Consider the following 26,723-nt stretch of genomic DNA (forward strand, 5'->3'; position numbering starts at 1 on the left):
CGAACATGGTGCTCGACCTGTCGGTGGAGTTCCCGACGACGGGGGCGGCATACCGCGGCGATTTCGACATCACCAAGTCGTACATCGGCTACTGGGACCCGATGGGCTGCTATGACTACGCCGTGGCGGACGGCTATTTCAAGCGCGCGGCAAACGCCACGCGCTCGGGCCAGTCCATCGTCTGCGCGCACAAGTGGAGCGGCAACATGCTGAACTGGGCCGCGTCGTCGGCCATCGACATGCTGCGTTATGCCATGACCGGCGGCGACCGCGTGAAGGACGCCCCGACCGACACCGTGCTTCAGCGCGCGGTGCTGCAAGACAACTTCTACAACGCGCCCTTCAACTTTCCGGCCCGGGTTCTGTCCGGCGATCTGGACAAGCTGACGCCCCTGGCGGGGACCGTGGGGGCGAGCGGCAGCATCCGGATCGCCAGTTGCCGCGACCGCCTGTTCATCGGTTCGACATCGTCGGGGCGTTGCGGCGATCCGGGCACCGACCAGCTCTATGGCCCGGACGGCCCCGGCCCCTATGTCGCGCAGGTGGAAGTCTGCTCGGCGGCGGAAGGGCCGTTGCGCAGCGACCTGTGTGCCAGGCAGCCCAGTGGCCGCTACAAGCCGGTCGGCACCATCCAGACCTATTCGGAGAAGATGCGCTTCGCCGCCTTCGGCTACCTGATGGACAACACCAATGCGCGCTACGGCGGCGTGCTGCGTGCGCCGATGAAGTTCGCCGGGCCGACGGCGGAGAACGCGCGGTTCGAGAAGATCGCCAACGAAGCCGCCGAGTGGGATGCCACCACCGGCGTGTTCGCCGCCAATCCGCTGGCCAGCACGGACGGTTCGAGCGGTGTCGTCAACTACCTGAACCGGTTCGGCCGCACGGGCCCCGTTCCCGGAACCTACAAGACCTACGACACGATCGGCGAGCTGTACTACGAATCGCTGCGCTACCTGCAGGGCCAGAAACCCAGCCCACAAGCTACCGCTGGCATGAGCGATGCGATCGGGGATGCCATGAGGGACGGCTTCCCGGTCTACAACGGGACGGCGAAGTGGGGCGATGGCGTGAAGAGCAACTGGGACCCGATTACCGCGAGCTGCCAGCGCAACTATGTCGTGGCCATCGGCGATCTGAACACCCACCATGAGCATTCATTGCCCGGGTTGCACAACGATGGATTGGACGGTTGGCCAGACGGATCTCGAGCGGTGGACCTTTCCAACATGGAGCCCGACACGGCGTTCTGGTCCGGCATCGTCGGTGCTTTCGAGAATGCGGAGGCGAAGCCTTACACAGTGCCCTCCAGCACGGCGGGCCTGACGACCCGCGGCAATGCAGCCGGCCCGCGCGCCTTCGCCTACAACAACGGCACGCAGATCACGTCGGGGAACATGGCGAGCCTGAACACCGGCGCCGATCAAGGCTCGCTGGCCTGGGCGGGGCTGGCGTACTGGGCGAACACGCAGAAGATCCGCAACGACTATCCCGACGTGCGGGTGAAGACCTACACCATCGACGTCGACGAGGGTGGCGACGGGACGATCCGACAGGGAAAGCGGGGCAGCGCCTACTACCTGGCCGCCAAGTACGGCGGTTTCGACGACAAGAACAAGGACGGCAACCCCTTCGTCACCGCCCCGGCCGAGGGCGGCGCGGAGGTGGTCTCGAACGCCGAGTGGCAGTCGGGCGTGGACGATGACGGCCTGCCGAAGCCGGCGAACTACTTTCTCGCCAGCAAGCCCGAGGAGATGATCGCGGCCATCCGTCAGATCTTCGCGAAGGCCGGTGCGGCGAGTGGGACGATCGCGGGGGGCGCCTTGTCCAGCACACGCGTCGCGGCAAGCGGGACGAGCGTCTATTATATCCCGCAACTGGACAGCACGCGCTGGTCCGGGTCGCTACTGGCGTATCCGCTGACCTACGACGCCGAGGCGGGCGCGGTGACCAAGAGCGACAAGCCGAGCTGGAGCGCGGGCCGCCTGCTGACCACGACCAACGCGCCGGAGCAGCGAAAGATCTTCACGTGGCTCAGTACCCGTCAGGGTGCCGTGTTCGACTGGAAGACGCTGGCCAGCGACACGACCTGGGCCGACGCGCTGAGCGCGACACCCTTCTCGCCGACGAACGCGAAAGACGATCTGGGTGAGAAGCGCGTGGCCTATCTGCGCGGCGACCGCAGCCTGGAAGCGGACAAGGCGGGCGGCATCTTCCGGATGCGCGATTCGGTCATGGGCGACGTGGTCAATTCGACGCCGCTGCTGGTCGGCGCACCGAGCGCCTCGGTGCAAGGTGCCGGCTACGAGAACTTTGTGAACATCTACGAGGGCCGCAGGCACGCCGTGTACGTCGGCGCCAACGACGGCATGCTGCACGCCTTCGCCGCGGACACGGGTGCCGAACTCTTCGCCTATGTGCCGGGCTCTCTGTCCGCCAGGCTCGGCAGCTACACCTCGCCGGACTACGTCCATCGACCCTACGTCGACGGCAGTGCGGCAGCCGGCGAGGTTCAGTCGGCCAGCGGCGGCTGGCGGACGGCGCTGGTGTCGGGTCTGGGCGGCGGCGCCCGGGGTGTGTTCGCGCTCGACGTGACGAACCCGGCGGCCTTCGACGCCAGCAAGGTCCTCTGGGAGTTCACGGAGGCCGACGACGCCGACATCGGCTACGTGACGCAGGCACCCCGCCTCCTGAAGCTGCGCACCGTCGCGGCCAAGGGCCGCGATCCGGCGGTGTATCGCTGGTTCGCCGTGGTGCCCTCGGGCTTCAACAACGGCAATGCCGACAAGGCGGCCGCACTCTTCCTGCTGTCGCTCGACAAGGCGGCCGGCGACCCGTGGCAGCGGGGTGTCAATTACCACAAGATCGTGCTGCCGAAGCCGGCGGACACGACGATGGTCAACGCGCTCGGCCCGGTGGGCGACTACGCGGCGTCGGACGACTCGACGCGACTGCTCTACGCCGGCGACACCCAGGGCAACCTGTGGAAATTCGATCTCTCCGGGGAGGCGCCCTGGAGCGAGAGCGACCGGACGCTCGGCCCCGACCGCACCCCGCTCATGGTGGCGCAGGACGCCAGCGGACAGCGCCAGCCCATTACCATCACGCCGGAGGTGGGTGTCGGGCCGAACGGCGGCGCGATCGTTCTCTTCGGCACGGGCAAGTTCGTCGAGGTCAGCGACCTGCCGACACGGCGGGCGCAGACGATCTATGGCGTCTACGACAACGCAACGGCGATCCCGGTGGACCAGGCGCGCAAGCAACTCCAGTCCCGCACGGTGGCGTCGAACGACAAGGGGCAGTTCAGCATCACCGGTGACGCCTTCGTCCATGGCGCCTACGACGACAAGACCTCGCGGCGCCGCGGCTGGTATTTCGATCTGCCAGAGGCCAGCAGCCACGGCGAACGGCAGGTCTCGCGGATGGTGCTGAGCGACGGCTACCTCGTCTTCAACACGCTCATTCCCAACCCGAATGCCTGCGGCGCGGGCGGCGGCGGGCACAGTTGTGCGGTCAACGCCATGACCGGTCTGTCGTCGGGCAGCACCTGCATCCCGTCGACCGTCGGGCTCCTCAGTTCCCCGCTGGTCGTCCAGGAGGGGGACGGCGCCTTCACGTCGACCGATTCCTTCGGGCGCCGGCGGGAGACCAGGAAGGTCGCCGTCGTCAATCTGGGGACCGGGACGGGGGACGGCCCCGGCGTGACGATCACACGGCCCATCGAGGGCGGCAAGGTCTCGCAGATCGCGGGTCGCCTGAACTGGCGCCAGGTCCTCAATTACAAGGACATCAAGCCATGAAGCGCCTCGCTCCCCGGGGTCGTGAAGCCGCGCTGCGCGGCTTCACGCTGATCGAGTTGATGATCGTGGTCGCGGTGGTGGCGATCCTTGCGGCCATCGCGTACCCGTCGTACATGGAGTCCGTGCGCAAGGGCTGGCGTGCCGAGGCGCGCACGGCGCTGATGCAGGAGATGCAGCAGCAGGAGCGCCATTACACGCAGGTCAACAGCTACAGGACGCCCGTCTTCAAGGCCGACTCGGCCGACACCGCGGCCGGCAGCAAGTACAGGCTGGTGGCGGGCGGCTGCGACGGGGCCAAGGAGGTCAGGAGCTGCGTGATGCTGACGGCCACGCTGAACGACGGCTTCACCGATCCCGCCGTGGGGAGCATCACGATCAACAGTCGGGGCGAGAAGGGCTGCAGCGGCGACCAGCAAAGGTGCTGGAGATGATGCGCCGGCCGGTTTCGCCGAGCCGGGCCCGGGGCTTCACGCTCGTCGAACTGATGGTGGTCGTCACCCTCGTGGCCGTGCTGAGCGCCATCGCAGTGCCCGGTTTCCGCGACCTGCTGCTGAACCAACGCCTGGCCGCCAGCACCAGCGAGTTCGTCGCGGCGCTGAGCCTGGCGCGCACGGAGGCGCTCAAGCGCGCGCAGACGGTCACGCTCACGCCGCTCACGCCGCTGACGCCCAAGACCAAGAAGGATTGGAACAGCGGTTGGGAAGTCAAAACCGCTGTCGGCGGCGTCGCGACCACGCTGCGCGCCTTCGAGGCCCTGCCCGCCGGCGTGACGGTGGACACCGGGCTGGGCAACGCCTTCAATGGCAAGCTCAGCTACGACGCCAACGGTTTTTCCAGGAACGGCGACGCTTACCAGATGGGCTGCGTCGCGCTCAAGGCCGAAACCGGGCGCCGCAGCGCCGTGGTGGTGTCGGCCTCCGGCCGGCCCAAGGTCTGCGACCCGGACAGGAAAGGCGACTGCGGCTCCGGCCAGTGCAATGCCGCCGGAAATTGAGTCACGCCGAAGCGGGCTCAGCTTCTCAGATGTCCCGCAGCAACTGCCTGAACTCGTCCACGTCCTCGAAGCTGCGGTACACCGAGGCGAAGCGCACATAGGCGACCTTGTCCAGCTTCTTCAGCTCCCGCATGACGAGTTCGCCGACCTTGGTCGACTCGATCTCGCGCAGGCCGCTGGACAGCAGCTTCTGCTCGATGCGAAAGAGGGCGCCGTCGATCTGCTCGATGCTGACCGGCCGCTTGCGCAGTGCCAGCATCATCGAGGCGCGGACCTTGGTCGAGTCGAAGTCCGCGCGGCTGCCGTCTTTCTTCACGACGACCGGAAAATTGACGTCCGGTCGCTCGTAGGTGGTGAAGCGCTTGTCGCAGTCGCCGCACTGGCGGCGGCGGCGGACGAAGTCGCCGTCCTCCGACACGCGGGTCTCGACGACCTGCGTTTCGGCGTGACCGCAGAAAGGGCACTTCATGCGGTCAGACCTTCGTGATCAGCGGTAGACCGGGAAGCGGCTGGTCAGCGCGTGCACCTTGGCGCGCACGGCCTCGATGTTCGCCGCGTCGCGCGGGTTGTCCAGCACGTCGGCCACCAGGTTGGCCGTCAGGCGCGCTTCCTCGTCCTTGAAACCGCGCGTGGTCATGGCCGGCGTGCCGATGCGCACGCCGCTGGTGACCATCGGCTTTTCCGGGTCGTTGGGGATGGCGTTCTTGTTGATCGTCATGTGCGCACTGCCCAGCACCGCTTCGGCTTCCTTGCCGGTGATGCCCTTGGGGCGCAGATCGACCAGCATGACGTGGCTTTCGGTGCGCCCGCTCACGATGCGCAGGCCGCGCTGCGTCAGCGTCTCGGCCACGATCTGCGCGTTCTTCACGACCTGCTGCTGGTACGCCTTGAACTCCGGCGCCATCGCTTCCTTGAAGGCCACGGCCTTGGCCGCGATGACGTGCATCAGCGGGCCGCCCTGCAGGCCGGGGAAGATCGCACTGTTGATCGCCTTCTCGTGCTGCGACTTCATCAGGATGATGCCGCCGCGCGGGCCGCGCAGGCTCTTGTGCGTCGTGGAGGTCACCACGTCCGCATGGGGGACCGGGTTCGGGTACACGCCTGCTGCGACCAGGCCGGCGTAGTGGGCGATGTCGACCATGAAGATCGCGCCGACGTCCTTGGCCACCTTGGCGAAGCGCTCGAAGTCGATGCGCAGCGAATAGGCCGAGGCGCCCGCGATGATCAGCTTGGGCATCGATTCGTGCGCCTTGCGCTCCATCGCGTCGTAGTCGATGGCTTCGTTGGCGTCGAGGCCATAGCTCACCACGTTGAACCACTTGCCGCTCATGTTGAGCGGCATCCCGTGCGTGAGGTGGCCGCCTTCGGCCAGGCTCATGCCCATGATGGTGTCGCCGGGCTTCAGGAAGGCGAGCATGACGGCTTCGTTGGCCGAGGCGCCGCAATGCGGCTGCACGTTGGCGGCGTCGGCGCCGAAGATCTGCTTGACGCGGTCGATCGCCAGTTGCTCGGCGATGTCGACGAATTCGCAGCCGCCGTAGTAGCGCTTGCCGGGGTAGCCCTCGGCGTACTTGTTGGTGAGCTGCGAGCCCTGGGCCTGCATGACCGCGGGCGAGGCGTAGTTTTCGCTCGCGATCAGCTCGATGTGGTGTTCCTGGCGGGCGTTCTCGGCCTGGATGGCGGCCCAGAGTTCGGGGTCGGTCTGTTCGACCAGGATGTCGCGGTGGTACATGGCAGTCCTTTGAAGACGGTGGTCCTTGTTCTTCAATCAAACAAGGGCTGCCCAGGCGAACGGCTGATCGCCCGGTGATGGCCGGGCGGTACGCTTCCCAGTGGTAGTCCACGTCAGCGCCGTCGGCCCCGAAAGGGCGCGGCGCCTATCGCCAGTCGCGTACCCGGCGAGTGTAGCCGAGGGCCCATGCCCCCGGCCATGCGCAGGGTCGCTCAGGAGTCTGCGAGGAGCAAGGCCACCTTCTGCGGCGGCGCCACGGTCGTCCCGTCGGGCTTGGCCGGTGCGAGCACCGGAATCGGCTGGCTCTGCGGCGCCTGTGCGCGCAAGGCCGGCGCAGGCGGGGCGGCGACCGACGGTGCCTTGCCGTTCGCGACTTGAACCAGGCGCGCATGTTCGGCCATCACCTTGGCCGCATACCCGCCGTCGTCGTCGAGGTTGGCGGCGCCCACGTAGTAGCGCAGGCCGGCTTCGAGCGAGCCGGCGCGGGCGATGCATTCCTGCAGCACCTTGACGCCCACGCGCATGTTCGTCACCGGGTCGAAGGCGGTGAGCGAGCCGCCCGCGCTTTCGTACTTGTCCTCGTGGATGCGGGTCATGACCTGCATCAGGCCCTGGGCGCCCACATGACTCTGGGCGAAGGGGTTGAAGCTCGACTCCACCGCCATGATCGCGAGGATCAGCGTCGGGTCGAGCTTGGTGCGCTTGCCCAGTCCGTAGGCTTCGGCCACCAGTACGCTCAGGGGCTCGGCCGCCACCCGGTACTTCTTGCTGAGCCAGTAAGCCACCGCGGCCTGCTGTTTCGGCAGGTCGAGCGGGCTCGCGGCCGTCGTGCGGTCGATGGCGGTGGGCTCCAGCGCCGTGGCTTCGGGCGCGGGCTTGCGCGATTCGAGCCAGGTGGCGAGTTGCGCTTCACCGGTGGCACGCAGGTCCGGGCGTGCGGCCAGGGCCAGCACGACGAACACGGTGGCCAGCCCGAGCAGGGCGAAGCCGTTGTGCGTGATTTCAAAAAAGCCGTCGACCACATCGGAACCGAATGTCCGTAGCCCGCGGGCTGTGGTCTCCAACGTCTTGTTCATCGCTCTTCCTTTCTGTGCGGCGTCTGAAGCTCACGCCGGAGGGCGAGAGGTCGGACGACAGCGCTTGGATTGGTACGTACCAGGTCAGCGCGAGAAGGAGGGGCGCTGACAACATGGTGAGGCCGAAAGTATTCGGCGGCGGATCGGGACGGCCCGGGGGGAGAGGTAGTGAGAACCGGGCGAGGCGGATTCTAGGAGCGCCCAAATACACGGTCAAGCATAAGGATGTTGTTCGATATGTTAATAAAAGCGAAAAGGCCGGTCGTCTTTGGGGTATCGGGCCGCGCATGTCGATGGGCAATCTGTCTTGCAGCCTTCGCTCGAAAGGTCTAAGCTGGCACGGTCCGATCTCGTCGGGCATGTACCGAAGTCCAGCGGTTCGAGAAGCGATTCGAGAACCCCGCGACGGAGGCCAATCGGTGGCAATCTCTTGCTGCCAGCGCGGGCGGAACGATCCACTTCTGCTCGAGCGAAAAGATGGCATGGGCCTCGCGCCCGTCATCGAGCCCGGCGGCAAGACTTCAGGTCGAACCGCCGGGCTTTCTCATTTTTGCGCCCGTCGCGGCAAACTTCTCGATGCGGGGCGTTCGCTCGGAAGCAGGGCTTCGACCCCCTCCATTTGCGGCACACTCGCGCGATGAATGTCGCATCGTTGAAGAAGAACAAGTGGTTGCGTCGCGGAGGCGTCGCGGTGGTGGTGCTGTTGGCCATCTGGGCGCTGGCCTGGCTGGCTGTGCCGCCGCTGGCGAAGAGCCAGCTGCAGAAGATCGCGACGGAGAAACTCGGCCGCCAGGTCACGGTCGGTGCCGTCGACTTCAAGCCGTGGTCGCTCGAACTGACGCTGACGGATCTGCGCATCGCCGCCGTCGACGGCGGCCCGCCCCAACTGGCCATCCGCCGCCTGTACGCCGATGCGGAACTGCAGTCCTTGCTTCGCCTGGCACCGGTGATCGACGCGGTGAGCGTCGAAGGCCCGGCCGTCCGCCTGACGCATCTGGCCGATGGCAAGTACGACATCGACGACGTCCTGGCCAAGCTCGCGAGCCCGGCGGATGCGCCCAAGTCCGACCCCGCGCGCTTTGCGGTCTACAACATCAGCGTGACCGATGGATCGGTGGATTTCGACGACCAGACGGTCGGCCGCAAGCATGTACTGCGCGACTTGGTGCTCAAGGTGCCGTTCCTCAGCAACCTGGATTCGAAACGCGAGGTCACGACCGAGCCCAAGCTGGCCTTCACGCTCAACGGCAGCGCCTTCGATTCGGCCGCCTTCACCACGCCTTTCGCCGCCAACCGCAAGACCGATGCGCAACTGAGCTTCAAGGGGCTCGACCTCGCGCCCTACCTGGGCTACATCCCGGCGGGCCTGCCGGTGCAGGTCAAGGCCGGTCTGCTGGACGCCGACCTCAAGATCGACTTCGAGCAGGCCGCCACGACCGGGCTCAAGATCACCGGCACGGTCGCGGCGCATCAGACCCAGGTGGCGGACGCGAAGGGACGCGACCTGCTCGGCTTCGACGCACTGAAGGTCGCGCTGGTGGACGTGCGGCCGCTCGATGGCGTGATTCACCTGGGCGAAGTGGAACTGGCCTCGCCGCAGCTCGTCGTGGCACGCGATGCAGGTGGCCAGCTGAATCTGCTGGCCACCGATCCGGCCACCGGCGCGACACAGAAGGTCGCGGCGCCCCGGGCACCGGCCAGCGCAGCGGCTGCACCGGCAGAGAAGAAGCCGATGCAGATCGTGGTCGACAAGGTCGTGCTGAGCGGCGGCCGCGTCGGCTGGCGCGACGCAACCACCGCGCCGGCCGCGGCGGTCGACATGACCGAACTCGCCGTCGAGGCGAACGGCATCGCCTGGCCCATGGACAAGCCCGCGCGTTTCACCGGCTCGACCCGGGTGGGGGGCGCCGGACTCAAGTTCCAGGGCGAGGCGACCGACAAGGTGGCGAGCGTGCAGACCGAGCTCGACGCGCTGCCACTGTCGCTCGCGGCGCCGTATCTCGCGCAGAGCCTGGAACCCACGCTGGACGGCAAGCTCAGCGGGCAGATCGACGTGGCCTGGAACGCGCCCGACCTCAGGTTCAAGGCGCGCCGCCTGGCGGCCGACGGCCTGGCGCTGACCCAGGGCAAGACGGCCCTGGCGAGCGTTGGCCGCTTCGAGCTGGTCGATGCCGAGGTCGACATGACGCAGCACACGCTGGCCATCGCCTCGTTCACCGCGACGAGCCCCAAGGTCCGCATCGAGCGCGACAACGAGAAGCACTGGATGTTCGAGCGCTGGCTCAAGGCGCCGTCCGGCGCTTCGGACCAGGCTGTGGCCAAGGCCGCCGCACCCAAGTCGGCCGAGGCCGCGGCGTCGGCGGCCGCGGGCAAGAACACCAAGCCCTGGCGTCTGAGCATCGCCTCGCTGGCGGTGGACGGCGGCACGGTGTCCTATGCCGACAAGGCCAGCGGCACGCCGGTCGCGGTCGAGGTCACCGCGCTCAAGCTCAACGCCCAGAAGATCACGCCCGACACCGCGACGGTGTCGCCGGTGCAGTTGTCGGGCCGCATCGCCGCCGGCCGCGCCGAGCCCGGCAAGTTCGACTACAAGGGTCAGATCGTGCTCAAGCCCCTGTCGGCCGAAGGCCGGCTCGAGGTGGAGGCCTTCCCGGCGCACGCCTTCAAGGCCTATTACGGCGACGTGCTCAACATCGACATCCGCCGCGCCTTCGCCAGCTACCGCGGCACCGTCCGCTATGAGGCGCTGCCGGCAGGCCTGAGCCTGAAGCTGGCCGGCGACACGGCCATCGAGGGTTTCCGCGCCAACAGCGCATCGCTCACCCAGTCCCAATCGCCGGGCCTGGAGCGCGCCAACAACCAGTTGCTCAGCTGGAAGGCGCTCAGTCTGCGGGGCATGCAGGTCGCCATGGTGCCGCGCGCACCGCTGACGGTCGATGTGCGCGAAACCACGCTCACCGATTTTTTCGCCCGTGTCATCGTCGACCCGACGGGTCGGCTCAACCTGCAGAACCTCACGAAGAAGTCGCAGCAGGAGGCCGATGCGGCTGCGGCGGCAGCACCCGAAACCCGTACGCGGCGCAACCTGGGTGGCGGCACCACGACGGCGGTCAAGGCCCCGACGGCGGGCGCCCCCACGGTCCCTGCCGAGGCGATGGTCGGCGGGGCGCCCGCACCCACGCGTCCCGCGCCAGCGGCCACAGCGGCCGCCGGCGACACGGGCGGGCCGGCGCCGGTGATCCGCTTCGGCCCGATGAGCATGGTCAACGGCAAGATCGACTTCACCGACCTGTTCGTCAAGCCGAACTATTCGGCCGATCTGAGCGAGCTCACCGGCAAGCTCAGCGCCTTCGCGTCCGACAAGCCCGGGATGGCGGACCTCGAGCTGCGGGGCAAGGCGCAGCAGACGGCCGCGCTCGACATCTCGGGCAAGATCAATCCGCTTGCGAAGCCGCTCGAACTCGACATCACCGCCAAGATGCGCGACCTCGACCTGGCGCCGCTCACGCCCTACGCGGTGCGCTACGCCGGCCACGGCATCGAGCGCGGCAAGCTGAGCATGGACGTCAACTACAAGATCTCGCCCGACGGCCGCCTGGCGGCGACCAACAAGCTGGTGCTCAACCAGTTGCAGTTCGGCGAGGAAGTGCAGGGCGCGCCCAACAGCCTGCCGGTGAAGCTCGCCGTGGCGCTGCTGGCCGACCGCAATGGCGTGATCGACGTCGATCTGCCGATCAGCGGCTCCCTCAACGACCCGCAGTTCAGCATCGGCTCGCTGATCTTCCGGGCCATCGGCAACCTGATTCTGAAGGCGGTGACCGCACCGTTCAGCCTGCTGACGGGCGGTTTCGGCGGCGGTGGTGCGGGCGAGGCGAGTGCGATCGCCTTCGAGCCCGGCAGTGCCGTGCTGTCCGCTGGCGCGAAAGAAAGCCTCGACAAGGTGGCGCAGGCCCTGACCGACCGCCCGGCGCTGCAACTCACCGTGGTGGGCACCGCCAGCCTGGAGAAGGAACGCGAGGCCGCCAAGCGCCAACGCCTGCGCCAGTTGCTGCTGTCCGAAAAGCGCCGCACCGCCGCGCGCGCCGGCCAGAACGCCGCCGAGATCACCGCGGTCACCGACGCCGAATACCCCGGGTTGCTCACCGCCGTCTACAAACGCGCAGACATCCCCAAGCCGCGCAACCTGATCGGGCTCGCCAAGGACCTGCCCCAGAAGGAGATGGAAGACCTGCTGCTGGCCACGCTCACCGTCGACGAGGAGTCGATCCGCCAGCTGGCCGTGGAGCGCGGCGCGGTGGTGCGCGACTACCTGCTGGCCCGGCAATTGCCGAGTGAGCGGCTCTTCCTCGGCGCGGTCCGCACGAACCCGTCCGGCAACGATTGGAAACCGGGTGCGGAACTGAATCTGGCCACCCGTTGAACGGAACACGCGCCGGTCGGTGAAAATGGCGGGGTGCGCCGGCTTTTTGCCGGCGCCCTCGCTTTTCTCATCTTTCTCCGACAACGACCTGCGCGCAGTGACCTCTACCTCTTCCAAGCACCACGACCTCCAGTCTCTCGACACGCTCACGGGCGGCGCGTTCACCGCCCCCACGTCCGGCGAGCGGGCGCAGCGCATCCGCGAGTGGCTTGCGGCGAGCCCATCGCCCGACCAGATGCAGGAGGTGTTCAAGGAACTCAGCGGCCGCGACAAGGGCGCCGCGCGCCTGCTGCGCGAGAAGCTCGACGAGATCAAGCGCGCCAAGGGCCAGGAGGCCATCGCGGCCGAATGGGCGCAGAAGGCCGAGGCCCTGCTGGCCCAGTCCAAGCTCAACATCGCCGATGCGCTCGCCTGGCAGCGCGACGCCGCCAAGGCCGGGGCGCCGCTGTCGCGCGAACCGCTGGCCGGCTTCAAGGTGCAGCTGGCCGAACGCGTGAAGGGCATCGAGGACCTGCAGCACAGGGCCCAGGTCCAGCGCGAGGCCGCCGTGCTCCTGGCCCAGCGCTTCGAGGTGCTCTCGACCAAGGGCTGGCGCGATGCGCAGGCGGCCGAAGAAGGCCTGCGCGCCGACGTGACCCATTGGCAGCAGCAGGCCACCGACCTGACCGCCGACGCCAACTGGAACAGCCTGGACGCCAGGTTCGCCCCGCAGATCGAGGCGTCCAAGTCCCAGTTGCTGGTCGTGTCCGATGCTTTCCATAGTGCGCTGGCGCAGGCCATCGCGGCGGCTGCCGATGCGGCCGCGCCGCTGCCGCCGGTGCCGGTCTGGGCCGACGAACTGCGCGCCGCCCGCGGCCTGCCGACCGAAGCCGCCGCCGCGGCGCCCGCCAAGCCGGCCGGCCCGAAGGTCGACCCCGAGAAGCGTGCCGCCGCACAGGCCGCCGTCGAGGCTGCTCTGGCGAAGCTGGAACAGGAAACGGCAGAAGGCCACGGCAAGGCCAGTGCCGGTGCCGCCGCTGCGTTGCGCGCGGTGCTGAAGGACCACGGCAAGCAGGTCGACGCCGCGCTCGAAGCCCGGGTGCATGCCGCCCTGGTCGCCGCGGGCGAACTCGAAGGCTGGCAGCGCTGGAGCGCCGACAAGGTGCGCGAAGACCTCGTCGCCAAGGCCGAAGGCCTGCTCAAGCGCCCGGAAGGGCAGGCGCTCGGCGGCCGCAAGATTCAGGAATCGCTGCGCACGCTGCGCGAGCAATGGAAGCAGGCCGACCAGGGCGGTGTGCCCAACCACGCGCTCTGGAAGCGCTTCGACGAGGCCTGCAACGACGCGCACAAGGTGGTCGAAGCCTGGCTCGACAAGGTGCGTGCCGACGCGGCCGAGCATCGCGCGCATCGCGTGGCGCTGATCGAGGAAGTGAAGGCATGGGCCGAGGCGCATGCCAGTGCGTCCGACCTGAAGGCGCACAACCGCGCGCTGCACCAATTTGCGGACCGCTGGCGCGATGGTGGTCACGTCGGCGAGAAGGTCTTCGCCGAACTGCAGCCGCTCTGGAACGAGGCCTTCGGCGCCGCGCGCGCGCCGCTCGAAACGGCGCAGGCCGCCAGCATCGAGCGCCGTCAGGCCATGATCGCCGAGGCCGCCGACCTGGGCGCCCAGCCGATGCTGCGCATCGACGCCGTCAAGGCGCTGCAGCAGCGCTGGCAGGCCGAGGCCCAGGGTGTGCCGCTCGACCGCCGCCAGGAACAGAAGCTCTGGGACGCATTCCGCGCGCCGATCGACGAAGCCTTCAACCGCAAGACGGCCGAGCGCGAAAAGGCCTCCACGGCGATGAGCGAGCACGACCGGAACGTGTTGGAAGCCTCCAAGGCGCTCGACGCGGCCAATGCGTCGGGCGACGTGCAGAAGATCCGCGCCGCGGTGGCGCAGCTCGAAGCTGCACTGCGCGGCGAAGCGCCGGTGCGTCCGGCGCCTGCGCCCGTGTCCGCACCCGCGCCGGTCACGTCCGAGCGCGACGGCCCGTCCGTCGGTGCGACCGAGGTCGTCGCGCCCGGCCAGGCCGCGGCCGAGTTCGGCGAAGGCGCCTCGTTGCAGCCGATGCCGGGCGAGACCGATGCCCCGCCGCCCATGGCCGCGCCCGAACCGGACGAAGCAGGCCAAGCCGCTTCGCCCGCGCCGTCCGGCGACCTGATTGCACCGGTCGGCAGCGCCGACGCCTCGGCACTCGCCGACGAAGGCGACAACGCGGCGGCCGCCACGCCGGTCGCGCCGCCCAAGGCCGCGCCGAAGCCGGTGGTGGCCGCACGCCGTGGCGACGACCGTCCGGGCAGCCGCAAGGCCGAGCCGGCGGGGCCGGCCGGCCGCTTCGGCGACCGCCGCGACAGCCGCAGCGGCCCGGGTGGGCGTCCCAACGATCGCGGCCCGCGTGCCGGCGGTTCCGGTGGTCCTGGCGGCGACCGGGGTGCGCCGGGCGGCGGCCGCTTCGGCGACCGTGCGCCGCGCTTCGAGGACCGCGGTCCGCGCCTGGGCGACACGGCCTTCCGCGCCCAGCGCGAGGCGCTCGAGCGCGCCGACCTGGCGCTGCGCAAGCTGGCGGCCCAGGCGCACGGCGAAGCGCTCACGCACCTGCTGGGCGCGTGGGAGAAGCGCGATGCGGCCCAACTGCCGAGCGTGCAGGAACTCGGCCGGGCGGTGACGCCCGCCGTGCGCACCGCCTGGACGCAGGCGGTGGCCAAGCCGCCGTCGGGCGACGCGGGCGAAGCCCTGTTGCGCCTGGAAATGGCGGCCGAGGTGCCGACGCCGGCCGACCAGATCGACGCACGCCGCGCCCTGCAGCTCAAGCTGCTGACCAAGCGCGGCGACCCGGCTCCGGCGCAGACCTGGGGCGAGGACGCGGGCAAGGTGCTGGCCGCGGCGCATGACGCCGCTACGGCGCGCCGCCTGCAGAACGCGCTGAAGGCGCTGCTGCGGAAGTAAGCGCCGCAGGCTGAGAGGAGGCCGCGTCGCCGAGGGGCGCGCGGCCTTTTGTCTTTCAGCGGCGCGGGGGCGTGAAGAAGGCGTCGAACAGCGCCAGCAGCGGCGGGAATTCCTCGCCGAAGCGCGTGCGGTTCACGAAGTAGGCCTCGCACGCCACCGCGAAAAACTCGCTGATCGACTCGGCCCCGTAGGGGTCGAGCCAGGGCGGCTCGCCGCCGAAGCGCTCGGCGACGATCGTTTTCTCGCGGAACGCTTCGAACGCCGGCTGGATCACGGCGATCCAGGCGGCATGCGCGTCACGCGCGCTGGCGTGACCGCCGAAGCCGGCCGGCAGCGTCGGGCAGCCATCGGCGGCGCCGTCGCGCATGTCGATCTTGTGGGCGAACTCATGGATCACCACGTTGTAGCCGTCGCCGGCCGTCAGGCTGCTGGCCAGCACGTCCTGCCAGCTGAGCATGACCGGGCCGCGGTCCATGGCCTCGCCGGCGACCACCTCGTCGTATTCGTGGACCACGCCGGTCTCGTCCATGGTCTTGCGTCGCGCGACCACTTCGGACGAGTGCACGACGATGCCGACGAAGTCGCCATACCAGTCGAGTCCGCCGGGCAGGTGCAGCACGGGCAGCACGGCCTGCGCCGCGACGGCCAGGGCCACCTCGTCGGTGATGACGAAGCCGTGTGCGCCGTGGAATTCCTTGTCGCGCAGGAACTCGGCCGCCATGGCGCGCAGCCGATCGCCGTCCGCGGCCGGACGGTCGGCCAGGAAGGGATAGCGTGCGAGGGTGGCCTGCCAGGGGGCATCGGGAATCGCGGGGGCGGCACGCAGGCCGCGAAGCCACCTGAACATCGCGGCGGTCAGCGGATGTCGACGCGCCGTGCTTCCACGGCCGACACGCACAGCACCTGCGCACGCGGCGGGTGCGCGGCGGCGTCCCAGTCGCTCAGCACGATGCGGCGCAGCCCGTCGCCCAGCGCATGCTCGGCGGGGCGGTGCGTGTGGCCGTGGATCAGCGTGCGTGCCTGGGCCCGGTCCAGCCACTCACGGGCCGCGTCGGCGTCGACATCGGCCCAGACCATGCCGGGCGCGGCTTTGTGTTCTTCGCTCTGGGCGCGCATCGAGCGCGCGAGCGTGCGGCGTTCTTCCAGCGGCTGCGACAGAAACTGCTGCTGCCACGCCGGCGTGCGAACCTGGGCGCGAAAGCGCAGGTAGTCGGTGTCCGCCAGGCACAGTGCATCGCCATGGCTCAGCAGCCAGCGCTCGCCGTGCAGCACCAGCACCGTCGGATCGTCGAGCAGCGTCAGGCCGCAGCGCGCGGCGAAATCCGGCCCGACGAGAAAGTCGCGGTTGCCATGCATGAAGAAGATGGGCCGTCGCAGCGACGCCGCGCGCAGCAGATCGGCACATTGCGCCTCGAAGCCGGGGAGGGCGGCGGCGTCGTCGCCGACCCAGACCTCGAACAGGTCGCCGAGGATGAAGAGCGCATCGGCCGGCGTGGTCTCGAGGTAGCCACGCCAGGCCTCGAAGGTGGCCGGCTCCTCCGCCTGCAGGTGCAGGTCGGAGAGCAGGTCGACCGTGTGCCACGCGGCCGGCGCCACGAGTTCGGCGAAGGCCAGCTCGGTCACCGTGCTCATGCCGCGTGACACCCGGGGCTTACTCGACCGTGACGGTGGCCTTCTCGATCACCACGTCTTCCATCGGCACGTCGTCGTGAAAGCCCTTGCGGCCGGTCTTGACGGCCTTGATCTTGTCGACCACCTCGGTACCGGCGATCACCTTGCCGAACACGGCATAGCCCCAGCCCTGGGCCGAGGGCGCGGTGTGGTTCAGAAAGCCGTTGTCGGCGATGTTGATGAAGAACTGAGCGGTGGCCGAGTGCGGGGCGCTGGTGCGGGCCATCGCGACCGTGTACTTGTCGTTCTTCAGGCCGTTGTTGGCCTCGTTCTCGATCTCGGCGCCGGTGGGCTTTTGCGTCATGCCGGGCTCGAAACCGCCGCCTTGCACCATGAAGCCTGGGATCACGCGGTGGAACACCGTGTTGTCGTAGTGGCCGCTCTTCACGTAGCGGATGAAGTTCTCGACCGACTTCGGCGCCTTGGCGCGGTCGAGTTCGAGGGTGATGGTGCCCTGGTCCTTGATGACGAGTTCGACTTGGGGGTTGCTCATGGATGGCTCCTGGGTTACTTCGCCACGACAGTGGCGGACTGGATGGTGATGGTGTCGAGCGGCACGTTCTGCATGCCGCCCTTGTTGCCGGTCTGGACGGCGCGGATCTTGTCGACCACGTCGGCGCCCGCGACCACCTTGCCGAACACGGTGTAACCGTAGCCGTCCGGGTTGGGGGCGTCGAGCATCGTGTTGTCCTTCACGTTGATGAAGAACTGGGAGGTTGCCGAATTCGGGTCGCCGGTGCGCGCCATGGCGATGGTGTACCTGGCGTTCTTGAGGCCATTCGAGGCCTCCAGTGGCACCGGTGCGCGCGTCGGCTTCTGGCGCATGTCGGCCGTGAAGCCGCCGCCCTGGATCATGAAGCCGTCGATGACGCGGTGGAATACCGTGCCGTCGTAGTGCTTGTCCCGGACATACTGGAGGAAGTTCGCCACGGTCTTGGGCGCCTTCTCGGGCGCGAGCTCGACGACGATGTCGCCGGCCGAGGTGGCCAGCTTCACGCGCGGTGCCGCGCCTTGTGCCCAGGCGCTGGCGCCCAGGGTCAGCGTGGCGGCGAGGATCAGCGCCGTGCGGCGCGAAAGGGCGTGGATGCTCAAGGGATGACTCGCTTTCTGCAGGAATGGACGTGCTCCGGCGGCGCTGCGCGCCCCGCAGACAGGCGACTTACTTGGCGTGCGTCTGCTTGCGCGCTTCGGTCGGCGCAGCCGGCAGCGCCGAGATGGCGGCCGCCGTGCCGGTGAAGATCTGGCGGATCAGCGCGAGCTTGGGCGCCGCGCTGGCGTTGGTGGATGCGAGTTGCTGCGCCTTGGCATACGACTGGGCCGCGAGCCGCGCATACACGTCGCCGAGGTTCTCGTGCGCCGTGGCGTAGTTCGGGTTCAGGCGGATCGCGTTCTCCAGGGCGTCGCGCGCCTGGTCGAACTTGCTCTGCTGCGCGTAGAGCGCGGCCAGGTTGTTGTAGGGCTCGGGCAGCTCGGGGAAGTCCTGGGTGAGCTGCACGAAGGCCGTGGTCGCGTCGGCCGTCTTGCCCTGCTCGGTGAGGATCACGCCGCGCAGGAAGCGCATCTGCGGGTCGCGTGGCTTGCCGGCGATGTAGGCGTCGGCCTTGGTCAGCGCCTCGGCGGCCTTGCCCTGGCGCAGCAGCTGGTTGACGTCGGCGTAGTCGTCGGCATGCGCGAGCGTGCCGGCCACCGCGAACAGCAGGGCGCCGAACAGGCGCAGGGCTGGACGGAAGGACAAGGGGGTCAGGAGGAGGGTGACGGCTTGCTTCATGAGGCTCGGGAAGAGGGTCCGGCGCGGGCTTCGAGAATCACCCTGGTATCGGCCGATGGTGCCCCGCGGGGGCCGTTTATACTGGGCGCGATTGTAGCCGAGGGGCCAAGCCGAACCCCTCGTGCAACAGCCCCCACACCCCTGACAAAACCATTGTTCGCCTGCGTCGCCCGAGCCGCAGGCCGACGCTTTCCGATTTCCATGAGTCTGCGCATCTACAACACGCTGTCGCGTGAACTGGAGGAGTTTTCTCCACTGCAACCCGGCCAGGTGCGCATGTACGTCTGCGGCATGACCGTGTACGACCTCTGCCACATCGGCCATGCGCGGATGATGATGGCCTTCGACGTGGTGCAGCGCTGGCTGCGTGCCACCGGCCTGCACGTCACCTATGTGCGCAACATCACCGACATCGACGACAAGATCATCGAGCGCGCGGTCAAACGCGGCATCACGATCCGCGCGCTGACCGACGAGATGATCGCGCTGATGCACGAGGACGTCGCCGCGCTCGGCATCGAGCCGCCCGACATCGAGCCGCGCGCCACCGAGTACGTGCCGCAGATGCTCGGCATCATCGAGACACTCGAGCAGAAGGGCCTGGCCTATCGCTCGCCGATGGGCGACGTGAACTACGCGGTGCGCAAGTTCCCCGGCTACGGCAAGCTGTCGGGCAAGTCGCTCGACGAGTTGCATGCCGGCGAGCGCGTCGCGGTGCTCGACGGCAAGGACGACCCGCTCGACTTCGTGCTCTGGAAGGCGTCCAAGCCGACCGAACCCGCCGAGGTGAAGTGGGCCAGCCCCTTCGGCTCGGGCCGGCCGGGCTGGCACATCGAATGCTCGGCCATGAGCTGCGCGACGCTGGGCGAGACCTTCGACATCCACGGCGGCGGCGCCGACCTGCAGTTTCCGCACCACGAGAACGAGATCGCGCAAAGCGAGGGCGCGCACGGCAAGCCGCTGGCCAACGTATGGATGCACAACGGCTTCGTGCGCGTGGACAACGAGAAGATGTCCAAGAGCCTGGGCAACTTCTTCACCATCCGCGAGGTGCTGCAGAAGTACGACCGCGAGACGCTGCGCTTCTTTCTCGTGCGCACGCACTACCGCAGCCCGCTCAACTACAGCGATGCGCATCTGGACGATGCGCGCAACGCACTCAAGCGCCTCTACACGGCCTTGCATTCGGTGGCGCCGGCCCCGGTCGCCATCGATTGGTCGCAGCCCCAGGCCGCGCGCTTCAAGGCCGCCATGGACGAGGACTTCGGCACGCCCGAGGCGATCGCCGTGCTGTTCGATCTGGCGGGCGAGGTGAACCGCACGGCGTCGGCCGAAACGGCCGGCTTGCTGAAGGCGCTGGCCGGTACGCTGGGCCTGCTGCAGGGCGACCCGCAGCAGTTCCTTCAGTCGGGCAGTGCGCTCGACGACGTGGCCATCCAGGTGCTGATCGCGCAGCGCGCGGCGGCCAAGGCCGCGAAGAATTTCGGCGAAGCCGACCGCATCCGGAACGACCTGCTCGCGCAAGGCATCGTGCTCAAGGACTCCGCCACGGGCACGACCTGGGCTGCGGCGCAGTGAAGGACCGGACCCCGATGTCGCCCGCCGTTTCCCTGCCCGTCAAGATCATCACGCCCGACTACTGGGTGGAAGCCTGCAAGCACCTGTCCAAGAAGGACCGCGTGATGAAGCGGCTCATCCCGCAGTTCGGCGACGCCTGCCTGGAGTCGCGCGGCGACGCCTTCACCACGCTGGCGCGCAGCATCGTCGGTCAGCAGATCTCGGTGAAGGCGGCGCAGTCCGTCTGGGACCGCTTCGAGGCGCTGCCGCGCAAGATGACGCCGCGCAACGTGCTCAAGCTCAAGGTCGACGACATGCGCGCGGCCGGGTTGTCGGCGCGCAAGGTCGAGTACCTGGTCGACCTCGCCATCCATTTCGATTCCGGCGCCGTGCACATCGACGCCTGGAAGGACATGACCGACGAGATGATCATCGACGAGCTGGTGGCGATCCGCGGGATCGGCCGCTGGACGGCGGAGATGTTCCTCATCTTCCACCTCATGCGCCCCAATGTGCTGCCGCTGGACGACATCGGCCTGATCAACGGCGTGAGCCAGAACTACTTTTCGGGCGAGCCGGTCAGCCGCAGCGACCTGCGCGAGGTGGGGGTGGGCTGGGCGCCCTATTGCAGCGTGGCGACTTGGTATATTTGGCGGTCGCTCGACCCGGTGCCGGTCGCGTACTAAAAACTGGAGAAGACGTTGGCGAAACGAACTTTCCTCGACTTCGAGCAGCCTATCGCTGAACTCGAAGGCAAGATCGAAGAACTGCGCTATGTGCAGACGGAATCAGCGGTCGACATCTCCGAAGAGATCGATCAGCTCAGCAAGAAGAGCCAGCAGCTCACCAAGGACATCTACAGCGACCTGACGCCCTGGAAGATCACCAAGATCGCCCGGCATCCGGAACGCCCGTACACGCTCGACTACGTCCACGAGATCTTCACCGACTTCGTCGAGCTGCATGGCGACCGCCATTTCTCGGACGACCTGTCGATCATCGGCGGGCTGGCGCGCTTCAACGGCGTGCCCTGCATGGTCATCGGCCATCAGAAGGGCCGCGACACGAAGGAGCGCACCACGCGCAACTTCGGCATGAGCAAGCCCGAGGGCTACCGCAAGGCGCTGCGCCTGATGAAGACGGCCGAGAAGTTCAAACTGCCGGTCTTCACCTTCGTCGATACGCCCGGCGCGTACCCCGGCATCGACGCCGAGGAGCGCGGTCAGTCGGAAGCCATCGGCCGCAACATCTTCGAGATGGCGCAACTCGAGGTGCCGATCATCGTCACCATCATCGGCGAGGGTGGCTCCGGCGGTGCGCTGGCCATCTCGGTGGGCGACCAGCTGGTGATGCTGCAGTACTCGATCTATTCGGTGATCAGCCCCGAAGGCTGCGCCTCGATCCTCTGGAAGACCAGCGAGAAGGCGCAGGAAGCGGCCGACGCGCTGGGCATCACCGCGCATCGGCTGAAGGCACTGGGCCTGGTCGACAAGATCGTCAACGAGCCGGTCGGCGGTGCGCACCGCGACCACAAGCAGATGGCGGCTTTCCTCAAGCGCGCCTTGAACGATGCCTTCCGCCAGGTCAGCGACCTGAAGGTGAAGGAGCTGCTCGAGCGCCGCTACGAGCGTCTGCAGAGCTACGGCCGCTTCTCGGACACCAAGGCTGACAGCAGCCGCTGACGTGTCTGCGAGCCGGTTTCGGCTCGCCCATCACCATGGACAACCCCGCCGCCCACGCGCTCGCCTCGTGGGCGGTATCGCTTCCGCTGGGCATCGCCTACAGCGGCGGTGCCGATTCGACGGCCCTGCTGCACGCGGCGGCGGCACGCTGGCCGGGGCAGGTGCAGGCGCTGCATGTACACCACGGGCTGCAATCGGCGGCGGATGATTTCGAGCGCCACTGCGCATCCACCTGCGACGCGCTGAGCGTGCCGTTGCACATCGGCCGGGTCGACGCCCGCCATGACAGTGGCGACAGCCCCGAGGATGCCGCGCGGCGGGCGCGCTACGCCACGCTGGCGGTGCTCGCGTCGGGGCAGGGGGTGCAGGACGTGATGCTGGCGCAGCATGCGGACGACCAGGTCGAGACGATGCTGATCGCGCTCGGCCGTGGCGCAGGGCTCGACGGCCTGGCGGGCATGCCGCGCGAGATGACGCGCCACGGTATTCGTTTCCACCGACCGTTGCTGGACCTGCGGGCGACCGATCTGCGCACCTGGCTCGCGGCCGAGGCCATCCCGTTCATCGAAGACCCGAGCAACACCGACGAGCGCTACACGCGCAACCGCATCCGCCGGCGGGTGCTGCCGGCACTGGCCGAGGCCTTGCCGAAGTTCCGCGACACCTTCGCGCGCAGCGCGCGCAACGCGGCGCGTGCGTCGGCCTTGCTGACCGAGTTGGCAGAGATCGATCTGAAAACCGCCGGCATGCCGCCAGCCATCGACGCCCTGCAGGCGCTGTCGCGCGAGCGTCGCGCCAACGCATTGCGGCACTGGCTGCGCAGCGCGCACCGTGCGGTGCCGAGCGAGGCGCAGCTGCAGCAATTGCTCGACCAGGTCGAGGCCTGCCGCACCCGCGGCCACGGCATTCGGTTGAAGGTGGCCGACGGCTTCGTCGAGCGGGATGGCGCGCGGCTGCGTTGGTACAATGTCGCGCCTTCGCCGTAGCTCGCAGCCTTCGCGCTGAACCGGCCATCGACGAAGCGGTCCGCAGGGCCGTCGCCGACATCGCGGCGTCCGTTTTTCCTCTCCTTGATTTCACCCATGGCATTGATCGTTCACAAATACGGCGGTACGTCGATGGGCTCGACCGAGCGCATCAAGAACGTCGCCAAGCGCGTCGCCAAATGGGCACGCGCCGGCCACCAGATGGTGGTGGTCCCGAGTGCCATGAGCGGCGAGACCAACCGGTTGCTGGGCCTCGCGAAGGAACTCGCGTCCAGCAAGACCGATGCGAGCCACGACCGCGAACTCGACATGCTCGCGTCGACCGGCGAACAGGCCTCGTCGGCGCTGCTGGCCATCGCGCTGCAGGCCGAAGGCGTGCCCTCGGTGAGCTACGCGGGCTGGCAGGTGTCGGTGCACACCGACAGCGCCTTCACCAAGGCCCGCATCGAGAGCATCGACGACGCCCGCGTGCGCGCCGACCTGGCGGCCGGCAAGGTGGTCGTCATCACCGGCTTCCAGGGTGTGGACGACGCGGGCAACATCACGACGCTGGGCCGTGGCGGCAGCGACACCTCGGCCGTGGCCATCGCCGCGGCGATGAAGGCCGCCGAATGCCTGATCTACACCGACGTGGACGGCGTCTACACGACCGACCCGCGCGTCGAACCCGACGCACGCCGGTTGCAGACCGTCAGCTTCGAGGAAATGCTCGAGATGGCGAGCCTCGGTTCCAAGGTGCTGCAGATCCGTTCGGTGGAATTCGCCGGCAAGTACAAGGTCCCGCTGCGCGTGCTGTCGAGCTTCACGCCCTGGGACATCGACATCAATGAAGAAGCCAAGTCCGGCACGCTGATCACTTTCGAGGAAGACGAAAACATGGAACAAGCCGTCGTATCCGGCATCGCGTTCAACCGCGACGAGGCGAAGATTTCGGTGCTGGGCGTGCCCGACCGGCCGGGCATCGCGTACCACATCCTCGGCGCCGTCGCCGACGCGAACATCGAAGTCGACGTGATCATCCAGAATCTGAGCAAGGACGGGAAGACCGACTTCAGCTTCACGGTCAACCGCAACGACTACGCCAAGGCCACCGACCTGCTCAAGGCCAAGGTGATGCCGACGCTCGGCGCCGCCGAGATCGTCGGCGACACCAAGATCTGCAAGGTCAGCATCGTGGGCATCGGCATGCGCAGCCACGTCGGCGTCGCGAGCAAGATGTTCCGCGTGCTGAGCGAAGAGGGCATCAACATCCAGATGATTTCCACCAGCGAAATCAAGACCTCCGTCGTGATCGACGAGAAGTACATGGAGCTGGCGGTGCGTTCATTGCACAAAGCCTTCGATCTCGACCAGCCGACTGCCTGAAAACGGCCCGAACACTGGCATAATCACGCCTCCAAGGAACTGTGACCGAGTGGCCGAAGGTGCTCCCCTGCTAAGGGAGTATGGGGTGTAGAGCCTCATCGAGGGTTCGAATCCCTCCGGTTCCGCCAAGTTGATGAAGCCCTGTTGATCTTCGGATTGACGGGGCTTTTTTCATTGGCCAATGCTTCCCCCTCGGCGGGGAATGCGTCTATCTGTAGGCGGACGCGTTTCGTCGCGCAGCGACGCACGGAACTACCCGGCCACGGGATGCGCGCAGGGCTCGATCTTCATGACCCACTTCGCGCTTCCGTCCGCCATCGGCTGGTAATGCCGCTGGATGACCCGGTAGGCCAGGGCATTGGTGGGGCCGGGGTAGCTGAAGGTGTCGCCGACGTTGAACGGGCAGAGGGGGACATTCTTCAGTCCGCTCGTGAGGCCATTGGCCGCCCGGATGGCGTCCATGTGTTCGGGCTCGGCCCAGAAAGCCATTTCGATCGCCATTGCAGATCCTCGTTGTTTGAAGCCGGGATTGTCGGCCAGGGCCGGCGCGATGCCTGTGGACCGGCGCGTCCATCGGCGCGCGTCAGCGAGCAGGCGGCTTCGGCGGCAGATCGATGGCCAGGTAGGCCATCCGGCGGTCGCGCATCAGCAGCAGCGCGACGCTGCCGCCGCCAGGTGGCAATGCGGCGAGCAGGCGTTTGAAGTCGGCCACGTGGGCCACGCGCCTGTCATTGACGGCGATGAGCACGTCGCCGGGGCGCACCCCTTCGCCGCGTGCGAGCCCGCCAGCGTCGCGCACCCACAGGCCGTTGTCGATGCGAAACAGCAGGCGCTGTGCGGGGGTGAGTTCGAGCAGCGTCAGGCCGAGGTCGTCGGTCCATGCGAGATCGCTGGGTGGGGCGTCGTGTGGCGTGCCGCCCGGTTGGAGGGCCAGCGTGGCACGCACGGTCACGGCGGCGCCGCGTCGCCAGACCGTCAGGCTGCACCGCGTACCGGCCGGCCGTGCGGCCATGGCGTCGAGCAGGGCGATGGGGCGCGCCACGGGCACGCCGTCGATCGCGGTCACGATGTCCCCGACCACCAGGCCGGCGGCGTGGGCCGGACCGTCGTCCTGCACCTGCACCACCAGCGCCCCCGAGGTGCCGTGTGCGCCGAACGACTGTGCGAGGGCCGGCGTCACCTCCTGGAACTCGGCGCCCAGATGGACGCGCCGGACGGTGCCGTTCGCGCGCAACTCATGGGCGATCTTCAGCGCCAGATTGATGGGGACCGCGAAGGAGATGCCCATGAAGCCGCCGTTGCCGCTGTAGATCAGCGCATTGATCGCCACCACCTCGCCCCGGCTGTTGAAGAGGGGGCCGCCGGAGCTGCCCGGGTTGATGGCGACGTCGGTCTGGATGAACGGAATTTCGCCTGCGCCGTTGAGGAATCGGCCGGTGGCGCTGACCACACCGGCAGTGAAGCTGCCATGGAAGCCGAAGGGTGCGCCGATCGCGGCCACCCAGTCGCCCGTGGCCACTTGGGAGGAATCGCCCATGACGGCGGTGGGCAGGCCGGTGGCCGCGATCTTGAGCACGCCCACGTCGCTGCGCGCGTCGATGCCGACCACGCGTGCACGGAAGCGGCGGCCGTCGTCGAGCCGCACCTGGATGTCGTCGACGCTGCGGATCACATGCGCGCTGGTGAGGATGTAGCCATCGCTCGACAGGATCAGGCCCGAGGCGAGATCGCGAAGCTGGCTGGGCTGCGCGCTCGCCGGGAGCGGCCAGGCCAGGCGATCGGCGAAGTCGTTCTCCGGCATGAATTCGGGTTCGGCGTCGTCGAGGCTGGCGTCGCGCCCGATGCGAAGCGTCGCGATGTCCACCACGGCGGCGCTGCGCCGCGTTACCAGCGACGCGAAGCTCGATTCGATCCCCGATTCCGGTATGCGGCCCGCGGACAGCGCGGCAGGCGGGGCCGACAGGGCCGTGCATCCGCCCAGCAGGAGCAGCCCGCCAGCGAACGCCGCCACACGCCAGGGAGCCCACATGCCGCCGGCGGCTTCCTCAGGTATCCGCCGCGGCATCGCGCACGAGCAGCACCGGCACCGTGCTCGCGCGCACCACCAGATCGGCATCGCTGCCGAGCGCCAGGCGGCTGAAGCCGCGGCGGCCGTGCGTGCCCATCACGATGAGGTCGCAGCCGCTCTTGCGGGCCTCGTCCACCAGCGCGTCGGCGATGCGGCCCTGCGTGACTTCGCACAAGGTCGTATCGGCCTGCACGTCGGCTTCGGCGGCAGTGCGCGCGGCGCGCTCCAGCAGCGCATGGCCGTCGTCGCGCAGGCGCTGGATCGAGAGCTCGAAGCTGTTCATCGAAGAGAGCTCGACCAGCGTGGGGAACTCGTCGATGACGTGCACCAGACGCAGCTTGCCCTTCGTCTTCTGCGCATCGGCGAACCGGATCGCCTCGCGTAGGCCGCGCTCGGCCGTCTTGCTGCCGTCGAGTGGAACCAGGATGTAGCGGTACATGGTGTCTCTCCTTGAGAAGCCGTCGAGCCACGATGTTGCGCCGATGCCGCGGATAGCGGCTTGCGGTGGATCAAGTTCCGGGGACGGGTGCCGCTTCCTGGGCGTGAGCCACGACGGCGCGCGCCGTCGGTGCTGAGGAAAAAGAGTACTAATGTCCTCGTGTTTTGGGAGATTTGTCACTTAAAAGCATTACATCGAGC

21 protein-coding genes, 1 tRNA gene and 1 riboswitch are annotated in these 26,723 nt (G+C 68.2%); of the genes, 11 read left to right on the forward strand and 11 right to left on the reverse strand.

Translation table 11 applies throughout. From position 1 onward, the window contains the following. Positions 1-5 precede the first annotated feature (5 nt). Genes N8A90_RS06590 through N8A90_RS06605 form a run of 3 tightly spaced genes read left to right on the forward strand, consistent with a single transcriptional unit; the run spans position 6 to position 4,791 of the window. Positions 6-3,797: a pilus assembly protein gene (locus N8A90_RS06590; protein ID WP_262073872.1), complete on the forward strand. Its 3,792-nt coding sequence runs from the start codon at positions 6-8 to the stop codon at positions 3,795-3,797. After that, a complete protein-coding gene (locus N8A90_RS06600; RefSeq protein ID WP_316044005.1) occupies positions 3,794-4,228 on the forward strand; it encodes a type IV pilin protein in 435 nt (144 codons plus the stop codon). The genes N8A90_RS06590 and N8A90_RS06600 overlap by 4 nt, the downstream gene beginning before the upstream one ends. Then, a complete protein-coding gene (locus N8A90_RS06605) occupies positions 4,225-4,791 on the forward strand; it encodes a GspH/FimT family pseudopilin (RefSeq protein ID WP_262073873.1) in 567 nt (188 codons plus the stop codon). Before N8A90_RS06600 ends, N8A90_RS06605 begins: the two co-directional genes overlap by 4 nt. A gap of 25 nt (positions 4,792-4,816) precedes the next feature. Here the strand turns inward: N8A90_RS06605 and nrdR are convergent, their stop codons facing one another. The 3 genes from nrdR to N8A90_RS06620 form a co-directional block, all read right to left on the reverse strand. Beyond that, a complete protein-coding gene (nrdR, locus tag N8A90_RS06610) occupies positions 4,817-5,260 on the reverse strand; it encodes a transcriptional regulator NrdR (protein WP_262073874.1) in 444 nt (147 codons plus the stop codon). An 18-nt stretch (positions 5,261-5,278) separates the two neighbouring features. Beyond that, on the reverse strand, positions 5,279-6,523 hold the full coding sequence (gene glyA, locus N8A90_RS06615) for a serine hydroxymethyltransferase (protein WP_262073875.1): 1,245 nt from the start codon (positions 6,521-6,523) through the stop codon (positions 5,279-5,281). 42 nt (positions 6,524-6,565) lie between these two features. Next, positions 6,566-6,692: riboswitch (ZMP/ZTP riboswitch) on the reverse strand. Between the two features lie 43 nt (positions 6,693-6,735). Next, a complete protein-coding gene (locus N8A90_RS06620; protein WP_262073876.1) occupies positions 6,736-7,599 on the reverse strand; it encodes a lytic transglycosylase domain-containing protein in 864 nt (287 codons plus the stop codon). A 637-nt stretch (positions 7,600-8,236) separates the two neighbouring features. Here N8A90_RS06620 and N8A90_RS06625 point away from each other — a divergent pair. Together N8A90_RS06625 and N8A90_RS06630 are read left to right on the forward strand one after the other, a co-directional pair. After that, positions 8,237-12,019 carry a DUF748 domain-containing protein gene (locus tag N8A90_RS06625; protein ID WP_262073877.1) on the forward strand — a complete coding sequence of 1,261 codons (3,783 nt, stop codon included), beginning with the start codon at positions 8,237-8,239 and terminating at the stop codon, positions 12,017-12,019. 97 nt (positions 12,020-12,116) lie between these two features. After that, on the forward strand, positions 12,117-14,987 hold the full coding sequence (locus tag N8A90_RS06630; protein WP_262073878.1) for a DUF349 domain-containing protein: 2,871 nt from the start codon (positions 12,117-12,119) through the stop codon (positions 14,985-14,987). A gap of 55 nt (positions 14,988-15,042) precedes the next feature. Here N8A90_RS06630 and N8A90_RS06635 read toward each other — a convergent pair whose 3' ends face one another. The 5 genes from N8A90_RS06635 to N8A90_RS06655 all read right to left on the reverse strand — a co-directional run bounded on the left by N8A90_RS06635 (position 15,043) and on the right by N8A90_RS06655 (position 18,393). Next, entirely contained in the window at positions 15,043-15,834 is a 792-nt protein-coding gene (locus N8A90_RS06635; RefSeq protein WP_262073879.1) for a zinc-dependent peptidase, read from the reverse strand. 8 nt (positions 15,835-15,842) lie between these two features. Then, complete coding sequence (locus N8A90_RS06640) at positions 15,843-16,619, reverse strand: UDP-2,3-diacylglucosamine diphosphatase (protein WP_262073880.1); 777 nt, start codon at positions 16,617-16,619, stop codon at positions 15,843-15,845. Positions 16,620-16,638: 19 nt separating this feature from the next. Then, a complete protein-coding gene (locus tag N8A90_RS06645) occupies positions 16,639-17,151 on the reverse strand; it encodes a peptidylprolyl isomerase (RefSeq protein ID WP_262073881.1) in 513 nt (170 codons plus the stop codon). Between the two features lie 14 nt (positions 17,152-17,165). After that, positions 17,166-17,750, reverse strand: a complete 585-nt coding sequence (locus N8A90_RS06650; RefSeq protein ID WP_262073882.1) for a peptidylprolyl isomerase — start codon at positions 17,748-17,750, stop codon at positions 17,166-17,168. A gap of 67 nt (positions 17,751-17,817) precedes the next feature. Then, positions 17,818-18,393 carry a tetratricopeptide repeat protein gene (locus N8A90_RS06655; RefSeq protein WP_410087640.1) on the reverse strand — a complete coding sequence of 192 codons (576 nt, stop codon included), beginning with the start codon at positions 18,391-18,393 and terminating at the stop codon, positions 17,818-17,820. A 234-nt stretch (positions 18,394-18,627) separates the two neighbouring features. Between N8A90_RS06655 and cysS the strand changes: the two genes are divergently transcribed. The 6 genes from cysS (at position 18,628) to N8A90_RS06685 (ending at position 24,144) form a co-directional block, all read left to right on the forward strand. Beyond that, positions 18,628-20,004, forward strand: a complete 1,377-nt coding sequence (cysS, locus tag N8A90_RS06660; protein WP_262073884.1) for a cysteine--tRNA ligase — start codon at positions 18,628-18,630, stop codon at positions 20,002-20,004. A gap of 14 nt (positions 20,005-20,018) precedes the next feature. Continuing rightward, entirely contained in the window at positions 20,019-20,669 is a 651-nt protein-coding gene (locus tag N8A90_RS06665) for a DNA-3-methyladenine glycosylase family protein (protein ID WP_262073885.1), read from the forward strand. A gap of 15 nt (positions 20,670-20,684) precedes the next feature. Next, on the forward strand, positions 20,685-21,665 hold the full coding sequence (locus N8A90_RS06670; RefSeq protein ID WP_262073886.1) for an acetyl-CoA carboxylase carboxyltransferase subunit alpha: 981 nt from the start codon (positions 20,685-20,687) through the stop codon (positions 21,663-21,665). Positions 21,666-21,700: 35 nt separating this feature from the next. Beyond that, complete coding sequence (gene tilS / locus N8A90_RS06675) at positions 21,701-22,651, forward strand: tRNA lysidine(34) synthetase TilS (protein WP_262073887.1); 951 nt, start codon at positions 21,701-21,703, stop codon at positions 22,649-22,651. Positions 22,652-22,747: 96 nt separating this feature from the next. Then, positions 22,748-24,016, forward strand: coding sequence for an aspartate kinase (locus N8A90_RS06680; protein WP_262073888.1), 1,269 nt, complete (start codon positions 22,748-22,750; stop codon positions 24,014-24,016). Positions 24,017-24,051: 35 nt separating this feature from the next. Next, a tRNA-Ser gene (locus tag N8A90_RS06685) sits at positions 24,052-24,144 on the forward strand. Between the two features lie 124 nt (positions 24,145-24,268). On the opposite strand, the gene N8A90_RS06690 is transcribed toward N8A90_RS06685, so the two are convergent. The 3 genes from N8A90_RS06690 to N8A90_RS06700 all read right to left on the reverse strand — a co-directional run bounded on the left by N8A90_RS06690 (position 24,269) and on the right by N8A90_RS06700 (position 26,523). Beyond that, positions 24,269-24,517, reverse strand: a complete 249-nt coding sequence (locus N8A90_RS06690; protein WP_262073889.1) for a hypothetical protein — start codon at positions 24,515-24,517, stop codon at positions 24,269-24,271. A gap of 82 nt (positions 24,518-24,599) precedes the next feature. Beyond that, positions 24,600-26,045: a trypsin-like peptidase domain-containing protein gene (locus N8A90_RS06695; RefSeq protein WP_262073890.1), complete on the reverse strand. Its 1,446-nt coding sequence runs from the start codon at positions 26,043-26,045 to the stop codon at positions 24,600-24,602. Between the two features lie 16 nt (positions 26,046-26,061). Next, positions 26,062-26,523, reverse strand: a complete 462-nt coding sequence (locus N8A90_RS06700; RefSeq protein WP_262073891.1) for a universal stress protein — start codon at positions 26,521-26,523, stop codon at positions 26,062-26,064. Positions 26,524-26,723 lie beyond the last annotated feature (200 nt).

Source organism: Variovorax sp. N23 (assembly GCF_025486315.1).
Taxonomy (GTDB): domain Bacteria; phylum Pseudomonadota; class Gammaproteobacteria; order Burkholderiales; family Burkholderiaceae_C; genus Variovorax.